This is a genomic window from uncultured Enterococcus sp., assembly GCF_913775425.1.
GTDB lineage: Bacteria > Bacillota > Bacilli > Lactobacillales > Enterococcaceae > Enterococcus_G.
In genome coordinates, this window is sequence record NZ_CAJYIS010000011.1 from 119,204 (window position 1) to 132,585 (window position 13,382).

The 13,382-nt window shown below is 39.4% G+C and carries 15 protein-coding genes; 14 read left to right on the top strand and 1 reads right to left on the bottom strand.

Annotated elements, in window-relative coordinates; genetic code table 11:
- Positions 1-39: 39 nt before the first annotated feature.
- A complete protein-coding gene (locus tag QZ413_RS01335) occupies positions 40-690 on the bottom strand; it encodes a hemolysin III family protein (protein ID WP_297075411.1) in 651 nt (216 codons plus the stop codon).
- A gap of 132 nt (positions 691-822) precedes the next feature.
- Here QZ413_RS01335 and QZ413_RS01340 point away from each other — a divergent pair, with 132 nt between their 5' ends.
- The 14 genes from QZ413_RS01340 to QZ413_RS01405 all read left to right on the top strand — a co-directional run.
- Complete coding sequence (locus QZ413_RS01340) at positions 823-1,665, top strand: DegV family protein (RefSeq protein ID WP_297075413.1); 843 nt, start codon at positions 823-825, stop codon at positions 1,663-1,665.
- 66 nt (positions 1,666-1,731) lie between these two features.
- Entirely contained in the window at positions 1,732-2,631 is a 900-nt protein-coding gene (locus QZ413_RS01345; protein WP_297075415.1) for an SGNH/GDSL hydrolase family protein, read from the top strand.
- A gap of 5 nt (positions 2,632-2,636) precedes the next feature.
- Positions 2,637-3,272 (top strand): YpmS family protein, encoded by a 636-nt coding sequence (locus QZ413_RS01350; RefSeq protein WP_297075416.1) that lies wholly within the window; start codon positions 2,637-2,639, stop codon positions 3,270-3,272.
- An 11-nt stretch (positions 3,273-3,283) separates the two neighbouring features.
- Positions 3,284-3,793, top strand: coding sequence for a peptide-methionine (S)-S-oxide reductase MsrA (gene msrA, locus QZ413_RS01355; protein ID WP_297075417.1), 510 nt, complete (start codon positions 3,284-3,286; stop codon positions 3,791-3,793).
- A complete protein-coding gene (locus QZ413_RS01360) occupies positions 3,790-4,014 on the top strand; it encodes a YozE family protein (RefSeq protein ID WP_297075419.1) in 225 nt (74 codons plus the stop codon). Before msrA ends, QZ413_RS01360 begins: the two co-directional genes overlap by 4 nt.
- Positions 4,015-4,104: 90 nt before the next feature.
- Positions 4,105-5,532 carry a S41 family peptidase gene (locus tag QZ413_RS01365; protein WP_297075421.1) on the top strand — a complete coding sequence of 476 codons (1,428 nt, stop codon included), beginning with the start codon at positions 4,105-4,107 and terminating at the stop codon, positions 5,530-5,532.
- 12 nt (positions 5,533-5,544) lie between these two features.
- Positions 5,545-6,093, top strand: coding sequence for a signal peptidase I (gene lepB, locus QZ413_RS01370; protein WP_297075424.1), 549 nt, complete (start codon positions 5,545-5,547; stop codon positions 6,091-6,093).
- 24 nt (positions 6,094-6,117) lie between these two features.
- Entirely contained in the window at positions 6,118-6,984 is an 867-nt protein-coding gene (gene ylqF / locus QZ413_RS01375) for a ribosome biogenesis GTPase YlqF (protein WP_297075427.1), read from the top strand.
- Positions 6,971-7,732 (top strand): ribonuclease HII, encoded by a 762-nt coding sequence (locus QZ413_RS01380; protein ID WP_297075430.1) that lies wholly within the window; start codon positions 6,971-6,973, stop codon positions 7,730-7,732. Before ylqF ends, QZ413_RS01380 begins: the two co-directional genes overlap by 14 nt.
- A 56-nt stretch (positions 7,733-7,788) precedes the next feature.
- The gene (gene dprA, locus QZ413_RS01385; RefSeq protein ID WP_297075432.1) at positions 7,789-8,676 is read left to right on the top strand and encodes a DNA-processing protein DprA; all 888 of its coding nucleotides are present in this window, start codon (positions 7,789-7,791) and stop codon (positions 8,674-8,676) included.
- Between the two features lie 133 nt (positions 8,677-8,809).
- Complete coding sequence (topA, locus tag QZ413_RS01390) at positions 8,810-10,888, top strand: type I DNA topoisomerase (protein ID WP_297075434.1); 2,079 nt, start codon at positions 8,810-8,812, stop codon at positions 10,886-10,888.
- A 24-nt stretch (positions 10,889-10,912) separates the two neighbouring features.
- A complete protein-coding gene (gene trmFO, locus QZ413_RS01395; RefSeq protein WP_297075436.1) occupies positions 10,913-12,223 on the top strand; it encodes an FADH(2)-oxidizing methylenetetrahydrofolate--tRNA-(uracil(54)-C(5))-methyltransferase TrmFO in 1,311 nt (436 codons plus the stop codon).
- Positions 12,224-12,325: 102 nt separating this feature from the next.
- Positions 12,326-12,730, top strand: coding sequence for a hypothetical protein (locus tag QZ413_RS01400; protein WP_297075439.1), 405 nt, complete (start codon positions 12,326-12,328; stop codon positions 12,728-12,730).
- The coding region (locus QZ413_RS01405; protein ID WP_297075442.1) for a flotillin family protein at positions 12,727-13,382 on the top strand (656 nt) is incomplete at its 3' end. The genes QZ413_RS01400 and QZ413_RS01405, both read left to right, overlap by 4 nt.

Sequence of the window (13,382 nt, forward strand, 5' to 3'; positions counted from 1 at the left end):
CCGCTTTTCTGAATGTTAAATAGGAAAAGCGGGTTATTGTTATGTATAAAACAAGACGGAAAAGAACATTAATGCTGCACCAAGCATGACGAATAAGTGCCATACAACGTGCATGTAACGAATATTTTTTAAGCTATACAAAACAGCCCCAACTGTATAGGATACACCACCAAAGAATAAAAGCAACATGCCACTAGTACCTAAGGAATGCAATAATTGTGGAGCTGCAAGCACACATAGCCATCCCATAATGACGTAAATGATCGTCGAGATTTTTGATACGTGCTGTGCTTTGTGCAAGGTTAAAGATTTATACACGATGCCAGCCAAAGCCATAAGCCAAATCAAGCCAAACAAGATCCAGCCAAATAAACCACCTACGCTTAATAAACAAAACGGGGTATAACTTCCTGCGATCAATAAGAAAATGGAAGCATGGTCAAACACTTGAAATACTTTTTTTGCTTTAGTAAAAATTAAACTATGGAATAGAGTCGAAAAGAGAAACAACAAAATCATCATTGAGCCATATAGCGCATACGAAACGACGTGTAACGCATCTTGGTGGGCTCCTTTGATCAGTAAGAGCACCAATCCAGCAACACTTAAGCCAAAGCCGATCCCGTGTGTACAGGCATTTAAAATTTCATTTAAAATATAGTATTTTCTAGTAAATTTCGTTTGTTGCACGAACCTCATCCCTTTGCAGTTTAATGATAAAATAGATGAAAAAACCATAGCAGTCTGTTATACTAAACACAACTATGTCTATCTGTAGTGTACATGAAAATAGACTTTTTTTAAAGAGAGAGTGAGCAAAGCATGCAAAAACTTAAGATCGTAACAGACTCATCGTGTACGATGGAAAAGCACGTTCGCGATGAATTAGCTATTTCTGTGGTACCCTTATCCGTCATGATCGACGGGACACTATACACCGATGACGATCAATTATCTGGTGAGCAGTTTATGGAGATGATGGCAAACGCCAAAGAATTACCGAAGACTAGCCAACCGCCAATTGGCGAATTCGTCGCATTATATGATGAATTAGGTGCAGATGGCAGCGAGATTCTATCGATCCACATGACGCGAGCACTTAGCGGGACAGTAGATGCGGCACATCAAGCGAGTCAATTGACCAAAAGTAAAGTAACGGTTGTTGAAACAGATATGACAGACCAAGGATTGTCTTTTGCCGTTATTCGTGCGGCACAAATGGCAAAAGAAGGGGCTTCTTTAGATGAAACGTATGCGGTAGTTCAAAATATTTTAAAGAACACGAAACTGTATATCGGCGTTTCAAATTTAGAAAATCTAGTCAAAGGTGGACGAATCAGCCGAGTGACTGGCTTGCTTTCTAGTTTTTTAAGTATTCGCGTTGTCATGGAATTAAAAGATTCTGAATTGATTCCAACCGTTAAAGGTCGAGGTGCTAAGACATATACGAAATTTTTTAAACAGTTCAAAGAGGAATTAAATGCTCTAGAACACGTCAAGCAAATCGGGATTTCTTATGCTGGAGAACATGCACAAATGTTGGAATTCAAAGCTGAATTAGAGCAAATGTTTCCCAATATGCATATTCCGATCTTACACACGACACCGATCATTGCAACACACACGGGAAATGGTGCATTTGCGATGATGTACTATAGTGAATAATAGAAAAAACTACAAGGGTGTGACGTGCTCTTGTGGTTTTTTCTTTCAAATCCAAGGGGTGAATAGATGAAGAAACTTTCGCAATTTAGTTTGATTATCGGATTGATCTTGATCATAGGACTGGCTACTTGGTTAGGGTTAAATGCGCTCATACCAAAAGAGTCGACCAAAGAAACGCCTGTCACACAAACAGCTAGTCAATCTTATAAGAAGTCAATCCAGTTTGTCGCAATCGGGGATTCATTGACAGAAGGAATTGGAGATCAAACCGGTCAAGGTGGATATGTGTCGATTTTAGAAAAAGCATTAGAAGAACAATATAAAACCGTATCTTTTACCGCAACCAATGCCGGAGTCGCTGGACAAAGAAGTGATCAGATCTTAAATAGAATCAACAAAGATGACACATTACAAGCAAAAATCAAGTCTGCTGATTTTATTACGATGTCTTTTGGTGGCAATGATTTAATGAAAGTGATCCAACAAAATATCTTTTCATTATCTGTCAAAAAAGTAAAAACACAACAAGCAAGTTATCAAGAGCATGTAACGGCACTACTTACGAAAATTCGGGAACTTAATGGGCAAGCACCAGTCTATATTATCGGCATTTACAATCCTTTTTATTTGAATTTTTCGAATATTGAAGAGATGCAGACGATTGTCGATAATTGGAATGACGCAACACAAGAAACCATCAAAGAACAACATAACATGTACTTTATCCCGATCAATGATTTGATCTACAAAGGAACAGAAGGTCAAACGTTACAAACGGATGAATCTGTCGAAAAGCAAACGACCAATAGTACCGCTTCAAGTAGCGTGTTACAAGATGTCGTCGAAAATAATGTCTTATCAGAATCAGATAAATTTCATCCTAATAAACTGGGCTATCAACTGATCGGTAAAGCATTGAAAACAGAGATTGTCGATACCCATTCAGAATGGCTACTAAAGGAGTGAGCAAAATGGAACCAAAAACAGATAAGCAAATACCTCATCAAAATAAAAGGCAACACAATTATTGGAAAATTGCTTTTTTAGTTTTGGTCGGACTGATCTTAGGAACAGGTGTATTTATCACAAGTCGGATACTTGACACGAAGCCATTTCCGGTGAAAGAAACACCAGCTATTGTTGAGCGAAATGGAACACCAGTCGTCAATATCTCGAGCAATAAAACACAAGTCAACGAATTGATCGATTTTTATTTAGGCGATTACCGTGAGAAAAGTGGATTGGATTATGAATTTGTGCTAAATGATCAAGCGATGCTAAAGGGTGAATTTAAATTATTGGGAGTGCCGATCAATTTTTATTTATATTTCGATCCCTATGTAATGGAAGATGGCAATGTGCAATTAAAAGCTAAATCACTTTCAATCGGAACATTAGGGGTGCCGATCAGTGAAGTGATGAAGCTGATCAAACGCAGTTATGAATTACCAGAATGGATCGAAATCGATGCCAAAGAAAAAACGGTCATGATTCGTTTAGATCAATTTAGAATGCAAAATGGATTGTTTATTAAAGCAGAAAAGATTGATCTAGTTGACGATGTGATCCAAGCTAGTTTATACTTACCGGCATCAACTAAAGAATAGGAGTGAAGTGTGTGGAACGCGCAATATTTGCAGGAGGGTGTTTTTGGTGTATGGTTCAGCCTTTTGACGAACAAGCTGGAATTCATTCCGTCGTCTCTGGCTATACTGGAGGACATGTTAAAAACCCAACGTACGAACAAGTGAAACAACATACAACAGGTCACACAGAAGCTGTTGAGATCATCTTTGATCCAGCTGTGATTTCTTATGAAGCATTATTAGAGGTTTATTGGCAACAAACTGACCCCACGGATGCATTTGGTCAATTTGAAGACCGAGGTGATAATTATCGTCCTGTGATTTTTTATGTTACGGATGAACAACGCATCACCGCAGAAAAGAGTAAAGAACGCTTGGCAAATAGCCAACGCTTTACTGATCCGATCGTGACGACGATCGAAGCGGCGCAAGATTTTTATCCGGCTGAAATCTATCATCAAGAGTATTATAAAAAAGATCCTGAAAACTTTGCACGCAATCATGCAAAACGGGCGCAATTTGTTGAGGAAAATTGGCGATGACAAGAAGTTTCTATCACTATGTTCTTACGCTGCGTGGCGCCTTGACACATGATCCAGTGTCTTTATTTGCACAAGCAGTGAGTTTAGATGCTCAATTCCCTAAACAAAGTTGTGAATATGATGAGATTTCTTCATATTTAGAACTTGAAACAGACTATGTGTCCAGTATGCAGTTATTCGATGAAATTTGGGAGCTTTATGTGGCCCATAATAAGAAATAACAGAAAAAGAGTATCCACTCTTTTTCTTTTTTTTTTCTCATGGTAGTATAAGGAAGATAGTGTAAAATGAGAACTGTTGGAGGCCGCTTTATGAAACAGAAAAAACCAATTTCTAAAAAGCTTTTTGTAGGTTCATTACTACTCACAGCCGTTGTATCTGGTGGTGTGGTGTTTAGTGTGGATCACTTTACAAACAATACCTTGATGCCAAATCAAGTAGCGAGTACAGATGAATTAGCTAAAGTACATGCGCTTTATGATGTGTTAGAAGCGAATTACTATAAGAAAGTTGATACGGATAAATTAGTTGATGGTGCGTTAAAGGGAATGACGGAAGCTTTAGATGATCCGTATACGACATATCTTGAAAAACCTGAAGCCACCGAACTAAACCAATCTCTATCTGATAGCTTTGAAGGAATCGGTGCGACGTTGACCTTGATCGATGGTATTCCACAAATCGCACAAGCGCCGATCAAAGATACACCAGCTGAAAAAGCCGGATTAAAAGCGGGAGATCAAATCTTAGCTGTAGATGGTAAAGAGACGACGGATAAGACGTTAACAGAGATCGTAAATCAAGTTCGAGGAGAAAAAGGGACGGATGTAACGTTAACGTTAAAACGTGGTGACGATACATTTAAAGTCACACTAACGCGTGATAAGATTCCATTATACTCAGTGGCATCCAGCATTGACGATAAACATCCTGAAATTGGTAAAATCGAAATTACAACCTTTGCAGAAAAAACGGCGACAGAATTGAAAGAAGCGATCGAATCCTTACGTAAGCAAGGTGCAACTGCTTTTGTAATCGATTTGCGCCAAAATCCTGGAGGGCTGTTAGATCAAGTAAGTAATATGGCAAGTATGTTCTTAAAAGATGGTCAAACCATCGTCCAATTAGAAGATCGTGATGGCACTATCCAAAAGACGGTTGCCTCTAAAGAATTAGATGGTGGATTCAAAGTAACAGAGCCTACTGTTGTACTTGTCGATGGCGGTAGTGCCTCGGCTTCAGAGATTTTTGCAGGTGCTGTGAATGAATCGGCGAATATCCCGTTGATTGGAACCAAAACGTTTGGTAAAGGAACTGTACAAACGATCACAGAATATCAAGATGGCAGTGAAGTCAAATTAACGATCAAAAAATGGTTGACACCAAATAAAAATTGGATCCATGAAAAAGGCATCACACCGACAATCGAAGTCGACTATCCAGCATTTGTTTACGCCACACCATTGCCAACAGATCAAGAATTATCGCTAGGAGTCAGTGCGACAGCTGTGAAAAGTCTAAACACGTATTTAAGTGGTCTAGGGTATGGCGATCTTTCTGGGGAACAATTCACAGATGCCACAAAAACAGCTGTTGAACAATTTCAACAAGACCAAGGATTGAGTGTGACTGGTGTTGTCGATGCACAGACGGTTAAAAAAATTCAAGAAGCAGCGGCGACCTTATTAAAAGAAAAAGACGCGATGTATGAACGGGCGCTTGTGGAGCTGGAAAAATAGGAGCCGATAAACATGAAGAAACGATTGCTTCTCGAGTATTTTTGGCTAGCTTGTAAGTATAGTGTCGTAGTGGCATTTATTGCACTGATTGTTCGAGGGTTTTTATTTCTACCAATCCCAGTCGAAGGAAATTCAATGAATACAACGTTAAAACAAAATGACTGGGTATTGGTTGAAAAATTTACAAAAATCAAGCGTTTTGATATCGTTGTCTTTCAGTTAGCTGATGGGAATACGTATATCAAACGCGTAATTGGACTGCCAGGTGAAACAGTCAGTTACAAAGAAGATCAATTATATATCGATGGCAAAAAAATGGCAGAACCTTATCTAGCCGAAAATAAAGCAAAAGATCAAAATCAAAATTCATATACAAACGATTTTTCATTAGAAGAATTGATGAATGTCGACAAACTAGGAAAAGATAGCTATTTTGTGATTGGAGACAATCGCCGAGTATCTAAAGACAGCCGATCATTTGGTGCAATCAGTGAAGACCAAATTATTGGTAAAGCCTTTTTTGTCTATTATCCAATTCGTGAGATGAAATGGATCCAATGAGTGTAAAGTGAGAGGAATTAAACGATGACAATCCAATGGTTTCCCGGCCACATGGCCAAAGCAAGACGTGAAGTGACAGAAAAATTAAAATTTGTCGATATGGTATTCGAATTGGTCGATGCACGCTTACCGTTATCTTCACGCAATCCGATGTTAGACCAAATCATTCAACAAAAACCGCGAATGATTTTATTAAATAAAGCAGATTTAGCAGATGAAGTCCAAACAAAACAGTGGATCCACTATTTTAAAGCACAAGGATTCTATGCTTTAGCCATTAATTCCAAAGAAAACACTAGTGTTAAAGCGATTATGGCAACGGCAAAAAAAGTATTAGCAGAAAAACGCGAACGTGATCAAGCTCGCGGTATCCAGCCAAGAGCGATTCGTGCGATGGTCATTGGGATCCCAAATGTCGGGAAATCGACATTGATGAATCGTTTGATCGGGAAAAAAATCGCGCAAACCGGAAATAAACCAGGTGTAACGAAAGGTCAACAATGGTTACGTGTAGCCAATGAACTGGAGCTTTTGGACACTCCAGGAATCTTATGGCCGAAATTTGAAGATGAATTGATCGGCAAAAAATTGGCATTGAGTGGAGCAATCAAAGACCAACTTTTGCACTTAGATGACATCGCGTTATATGGAATCGACTTTTTTGTCCGGTATTATCCGAATCGTTTGAGCGCACGGTATAAATTTGCTCAAGAAATGGAACAAGAGCCAGCTCCTGAGTTACTGATGGAAATTACAAAAAAATTAGGTTTTAGAGACGATTATGAGCGAGCAAGTGAACGGATCTTACTTGATATTCGCCAAGAGCGCTTAGGTCGCTTTACGTTAGACCGTGTCGATGAAATTGAGGGAGAACTAGATGCAATCGATTAAAGACATTAAAGCGTATCTAAAAACAGTCGACCGGTTATCCGAACAAGAAATCAGTCAATTCAAAGCAGATCCGCGTAAAGGCGTACAACAAGCATGTTTACAGTATCAAAAACGCCAAGAACAGCATATGCAATTAGTTCAAAAATGCATCGAAATGTCTGTTTTTGAACAAGAAGCGCGTCAAAAGGGCGCCCAGTATATTGCAGGTATCGATGAAGTCGGTCGCGGCCCATTGGCTGGACCCGTTGTTGCTGCAGCAGTGATTTTGCCTGAAAACCATGGGATCATAGGACTGGACGACTCAAAAAAATTGAGTGAAGCCAAGCGTTTGGCGTTATATGAACAAATCCAAGCTTGTGCCTTAGCGATTGGTGTCGGTGAAGTATCGCCTAAAGTCATTGATGAAATCAACATCTATGAGGCGAGTAAACGGGCGATGTGTGCGGCGATTGAGCAATTAACGCTTACACCAGACTATTTATTGATCGATGCGATGAAACTAGATGTAGCGATTCCGCAAGAAAAAATTATCAAAGGCGATGCGCGTTCCGTCTCGATTGCTGCAGCGAGTATCGTCGCTAAAACGATTCGTGATCAACAAATGTCAGACTACAGCCAACGCTATCCTGAATATGATTTTGAGCACAATGCGGGCTATGGTACAGCGAAGCATTTAACGGCGTTAGAAACTTATGGCATTACGCCCATTCACCGTAAAACATTTGCACCAGTAAAAAAATATTGTTAATTGAATCCCTTTTGACGTAAGTAGTAGTAACGACTTTACGGAAAAGAGGGATTTTTTTGCTAAAATTTAAACAATTTACTACTTATGATCAACTATTATTGCGTTTGACATATTGCGAAGGAATCGGAATTACTGGAAAAGGTAAAATTTTGAAACAGCTTGTTCAACATAAAGCAGTGAATTACTCAGCTGATCAGCTCAGCCATATAGCGCAATTAAATCGTACGAAGCACCAATTTATAGAAAGTTTTACGCGTTTGACAGATGAAGCACTAGAGTTAAAAATCCTCGATCAACAATGGATCACCTATTTTGATCCTCGTTATCCCAAACAATTAAAAGAAATCCATGATGCACCTTGTGTGTTATTTTATAAAGGGGATATCGAGTTGTTGAGCACAACGAAATGTCTAGGGATTGTCGGAGCTAGAGAAGCGACGACGTATGCATATCGTGTCGTACAACAAATGATTCCAGCATTAATTGAATCAAATATCATCACCATTAGTGGCTTAGCAAAAGGAGTCGACTGTGCTGCGCATTATCAAACTCTAACAAAAGGTGGAAAGACCATCGGTGTAGTCGCTTGTGGTTTGGATTATTGTTATCCTAAGGAAGCTGTTTCGTTATTTAACGAGATGTGTCAGACACATTTAGTCCTTAGTGAACATCCAAAAGGAATTCGACCAAAGCCTTATTTTTTCCCGATGCGCAATCGAATAATCGCAGGAATTGCCGATGCTCTTTGTGTCATTGAAGCAAAACAAAGAAGTGGAGCACTGATTACTGCACAATTAGCTTTAGAGTATGGAAAAGATGTATTCGCTGTACCAGGCGATATTTTATCGGGTCAGTCACATGGGTGCCATGAGTTGATTTTAGATGGTGCGATCTGCACGACAAGTGGACAACAAATTGTTACAGAAGCTCACTTTTATCGTTAAAATTTAGAAAAATCATGAAAAAAATTTGCTCACTTCTTGACAAATAAATTTCTACTCGATATGATTAGCTACGATTTGGAACACAAAAAAGTACCTATTATATAGTAGAAACTTTTAGGAAGGAGCCATTTTTATGGCCTATAAATATTTAGTTATTGTAGAATCACCAGCAAAAGCAAAAACGATTGAGAAATACTTAGGAAGAAATTATAAAGTAGTAGCCAGTGTCGGCCATATTCGCGATTTACCTAAGAGTAAAATGGGAATCGATGTTGAAAACCAATATGAGCCACATTATATTTCGATTCGCGGAAAAGGCGATGTGATCAAAGAGTTACGTAAAGCTGCAAAAAAAGCACAAAAAGTCTTTTTAGCAAGTGACCCGGATAGAGAAGGAGAAGCGATTGCTTGGCATTTAGCCTATCTTCTTGGTCTTGATTTGACAGAAAAAAATCGTGTGGTCTTTAACGAAATCACAAAAGAAGCAGTCAAAGCTGCGTTTAAAGAACCACGTACGATCGATCTTGATCGTGTAGATGCACAACAAGCAAGACGGATCTTAGATCGCTTAGTAGGGTATTCGCTAAGTCCGATTCTGTGGCGAAAAGTGAAAAAAGGATTGAGTGCTGGGCGCGTCCAGTCGGTAGCTTTAAAAATCATTATTGATCGAGAAAAAGAGATTCGCCAGTTCAAACCTGAAGAATATTGGACGATTGAAGGCAATTTTTTAAAAGCACGTAAAAAATTCAAAGCCAATTTTTGGGGGATCGCAGGTAAAAAGCAAAAACTAGCCGATCAAGCAGCTGTTGAAGCGGTAACGAGTCGTTTGACCGAACGTGAATTTGAAGTGAAAAAAGTGGAAAAAAACGAACGCAAACGCAATCCCGCTGCGCCGTTTACGACAAGTAGCATGCAACAAGAGGCAGCTCGTAAATTAAATTTTAGGACACGAAAAACGATGATGGTCGCACAACAATTGTATGAAGGAATCTCTCTTGGAAAACAAGGGACAGTTGGATTGATTACGTATATGCGTACGGATTCAAAACGGATCGCTGATTCTGCAAAAGCTGAAGTGACGGGATTTATTGAAGAGACATATGGAGCAGAATACGCAGCGCATTCAACTAAAAAATTAGCCAATGCACAAGGCTCACAAGATGCCCATGAAGCGATTCGTCCGACAAGTAGCTTGCGTACACCGCAGTCATTAGAAAAATATTTAGATAAAGATCAAATGAAGTTATACAGTTTGATTTGGTCACGTCTGGTTGCTAGCCAAATGAAACCGGCTATATTGGATACGATGAAAGTTACGTTGGAGCAAAATGACGTAATGTTCATTGCGAATGGTTCTAAAGTCAAGTTTCAAGGATTCATGAAAGTCTATATCGAAGGTCGTGATGATGGGAAAGAAGATAAAGAAAACATCTTACCAGATCTAGAAGTTGGGGATCTTGTCAAATCAGTCGATATCGAACCTAAACAACATTTCACGCAACCACCAGCGCGTTTTAGTGAAGCGACATTAATTCGCACGTTAGAAGAAAATGGGGTAGGACGTCCGTCGACCTATGCGCCAACACTAGAAACGATCCAACGACGTTATTATGTTAAATTGGCACAAAAACGTTTTGAGCCGACTGAATTAGGAGAAATCGTCAATAATTTAGTGGAAGAATTCTTCCCACAAATCGTAGATGTCCATTTTACGGCCGAAATGGAAGAAAATCTCGATCATGTTGAAGAAGGAAAAGAAGAATGGGTCAATATCGTCGATCGGTTCTATCGTCCATTTGAAAAAGAATTGACAGAAGCAGAAGAAAAAATCGAAAAAATCCAAATCAAAGATGAACCAGCAGGCTTTGATTGTGAATTATGTGGTCACCCGATGGTTATCAAATTAGGAAAATATGGGAAGTTTTATGCATGTAGCAATTTTCCAGACTGTCGTAATACCAAACCGATTGTCAAAGAAATCGGTGTGCCATGTCCTGTATGTCATGAAGGACAAGTCGTTGAACGTAAATCGAAGAAAAATCGTATTTTTTATGGTTGTACGAACTATCCAACGTGTGAGTTTACTTCTTGGGATAAACCAGTTGGACGTGATTGTCCAAAATGTACGCATTATTTAGTAGAGAAAAAAGTCAAAGGTGGCAAACAAGTGGTGTGTCCGACCGGCGATTATGAAGAAGATGTACAAAAATAATTTGATGAACAAAGGGGAAACAGTATGAAAACAGTAAATGTCATCGGTGCAGGTCTAGCTGGAAGCGAGGCAGCTTGGCAAGTCGCAAAAGCGGGGGTACCGGTTCGCTTATATGAAATGCGTCCAAAAAAATCAACAGAAGCTCACCATACAGCAAATTTTGCTGAACTAGTGTGTTCCAACTCATTACGTGGAAATAACCTAACCAATGCTGTAGGTGTGTTAAAAGAAGAGATGCGTCGTTTGGATTCAGTGATCATCACGTCTGCTGATCAAACGGCTGTCCCAGCCGGTGGCGCGTTGGCAGTTGATCGCGATACTTTTTCAGAATTGATCACAAAACGTGTAAAAGAACATCCTTTAGTGACTGTAGTAGAAGAAGAGATCACCGAAATTCCAGAAGGGATCACGATCGTGGCTACTGGTCCGCTAACTTCAGCACCACTAGCCCAAGCGATCAAAGCATTCAATGGATCCGATGGGTTTTACTTTTATGATGCGGCTGCTCCGATTATCGATAAAAACACCATTGATATGGATAAAGTATATTTGAAATCACGTTATAATAAAGGAGAAGCGGCTTATTTAAATTGTCCGATGACAAAAGAAGAATTTGAAGCATTTCGTGAAGCACTTGTGAATGCTGAAGTCGCACCATTGAAAGATTTCGAAGAAGAAAAATACTTTGAAGGCTGTATGCCAATCGAAGTGATGGCAACTCGTGGTCCTAAAACGATGTTGTTTGGGCCAATGAAACCAGTTGGATTAGAAGATCCTAAAACAGGGAAACGTCCATATGCAGTCATTCAATTGCGCCAAGACAATGCCGTGGCTTCACTGTATAATATCGTTGGATTCCAAACGCATTTGAAATGGGGCGAACAAAAACGCGTATTTCAAATGATCCCAGGACTTGAAAACGCTGAAATCGTACGTTATGGTGTCATGCATCGCAATAGTTTTATGAATTCACCAGAATTATTGCATCAGACGTATCAATCTAAAAAACGTGAAGACTTGTTTTTTGCAGGCCAAATGACTGGTGTTGAAGGGTATGTTGAGAGCGCAGCAAGTGGGTTAGTTGCCGGGATCAATGCGGCGAAATTAGCGAAAGAAGAAGAATTAGTCGTCTTTCCACAAGAAACGGCAATCGGATCGATGGCTTACTACATTACCCATGCCTCAGGGAAACATTTTCAACCGATGAATGCAAACTTCGGACTGTTCCCAGAATTACCTGAACGTATTCGCGACAAAAAAACGCGTTATGAAACATTAGCAAATCGCGCGTTGGATGCTTTAGCACAAATGGATCAGGTTTTAGTAGAAAAATAAGTTGTACTAGACGATCGCGTCACGCGATCGTCTATTTTTTTTAGAAAATTATTGTAAGCGTTCAAAAATTAAGATATGATGAAAAGAGAAGAGGTGAAACGCATGATAAATCAAAGTATACAAGCGATTCAAGAAGCCCCACTTGTATTAAAAATTTTAATGTTGTTACTCGTTATTCTTCTCGCCTATCTTTTATTAAGTGTATGTTTTGCACCTGGGATGTATCTATACAATAAACTCACAGATAAAAATCAATCCAATGTTGATGAAGAAAAAACCTATTATCTAGGTGAGATCACACTTAAAATCCAAGGGAAAGGATATGGCGAAGTGTTAGATACTGAGCACCAAAGTTTATATCCAGCACGCTTATTTCAATTAGATGAACAAGAAGCGGACATTTTATACTCGGTCGGAACGAAAGTGTTGATCATTGAATTTGACCAAGAAGGAGTAGCGCGTGTTGTAAGAGCAAATCCAATTTTAGAAAGAGGGAATACATTATGATTACCGATTTATTGACGAACCCGATTGTTTGGCTAGTAGTAGTGATCATTGCGATCATCACGTTTTTAATGATTCGTTATCGCATTGGAAAACCCGATGAGGCCTTGATTGTAACGGGATCTTTTTTAGGAAAAGATGGGATCAAGATTCTAAAAAATAGCGGAACTTTCGTGATTCCAATCGTACAAAAAGCGCATACTTTGAGTCTTTTGACCCACAAATTAGAAATTGGTACACCTGAAGTTTACACTGAACAAGGCGTGCCAATCAAAGCAAGCGCGACAGTGCTTGTAAAAATTGGCAATAGTGTGGATTCGATCAAGACGGCAGCCGAACAATATCTCGGTAAGTCTACAGAAGAGTTAGAAGATGAAGCACGCGAAGTCCTAGAAGGCCATCTACGTGCGATTTTAGGAACCATGACGGTTGAAGCAATCTATAAAAACCGTGATGATTTCGCTGAGCAAGTCCAACAAGTCGCATCGACAGATTTACGTAAAATGGGTCTGGAGATCGTTTCCTTTACGATCAAAGATGTAAGTGACCCGAATGGCTATTTAGATGCATTAGGTCGTCCCCAAATTGCAGAAGTGAAAAAAAATGCGGAAGTTGCAGAATCCAATGCATTAAGAGAAACCAGAATCAAACAAGC

Bases quoted from the DNA above. Each gene is read 5' to 3' on its own strand.
- QZ413_RS01350 (WP_297075416.1), top strand. From the start codon at position 2,637: ATGGAACCAAAAACAGATAAGCAAATACCTCATCAAAATAAAAGGCAA.
- QZ413_RS01365 (WP_297075421.1), top strand. From the start codon at position 4,105: ATGAAACAGAAAAAACCAATTTCTAAAAAGCTTTTTGTAGGTTCATTA.
- QZ413_RS01360 (WP_297075419.1), top strand. From the start codon at position 3,790: ATGACAAGAAGTTTCTATCACTATGTTCTTACGCTGCGTGGCGCCTTG.
- trmFO (WP_297075436.1), top strand. From the start codon at position 10,913: ATGAAAACAGTAAATGTCATCGGTGCAGGTCTAGCTGGAAGCGAGGCA.
- QZ413_RS01345 (WP_297075415.1), top strand. From the start codon at position 1,732: ATGAAGAAACTTTCGCAATTTAGTTTGATTATCGGATTGATCTTGATC.
- QZ413_RS01380 (WP_297075430.1), top strand. From the start codon at position 6,971: ATGCAATCGATTAAAGACATTAAAGCGTATCTAAAAACAGTCGACCGG.
- QZ413_RS01400 (WP_297075439.1), top strand. From the start codon at position 12,326: ATGATAAATCAAAGTATACAAGCGATTCAAGAAGCCCCACTTGTATTA.
- lepB (WP_297075424.1), top strand. From the start codon at position 5,545: ATGAAGAAACGATTGCTTCTCGAGTATTTTTGGCTAGCTTGTAAGTAT.
- QZ413_RS01340 (WP_297075413.1), top strand. From the start codon at position 823: ATGCAAAAACTTAAGATCGTAACAGACTCATCGTGTACGATGGAAAAG.
- ylqF (WP_297075427.1), top strand. From the start codon at position 6,118: ATGACAATCCAATGGTTTCCCGGCCACATGGCCAAAGCAAGACGTGAA.
- topA (WP_297075434.1), top strand. From the start codon at position 8,810: ATGGCCTATAAATATTTAGTTATTGTAGAATCACCAGCAAAAGCAAAA.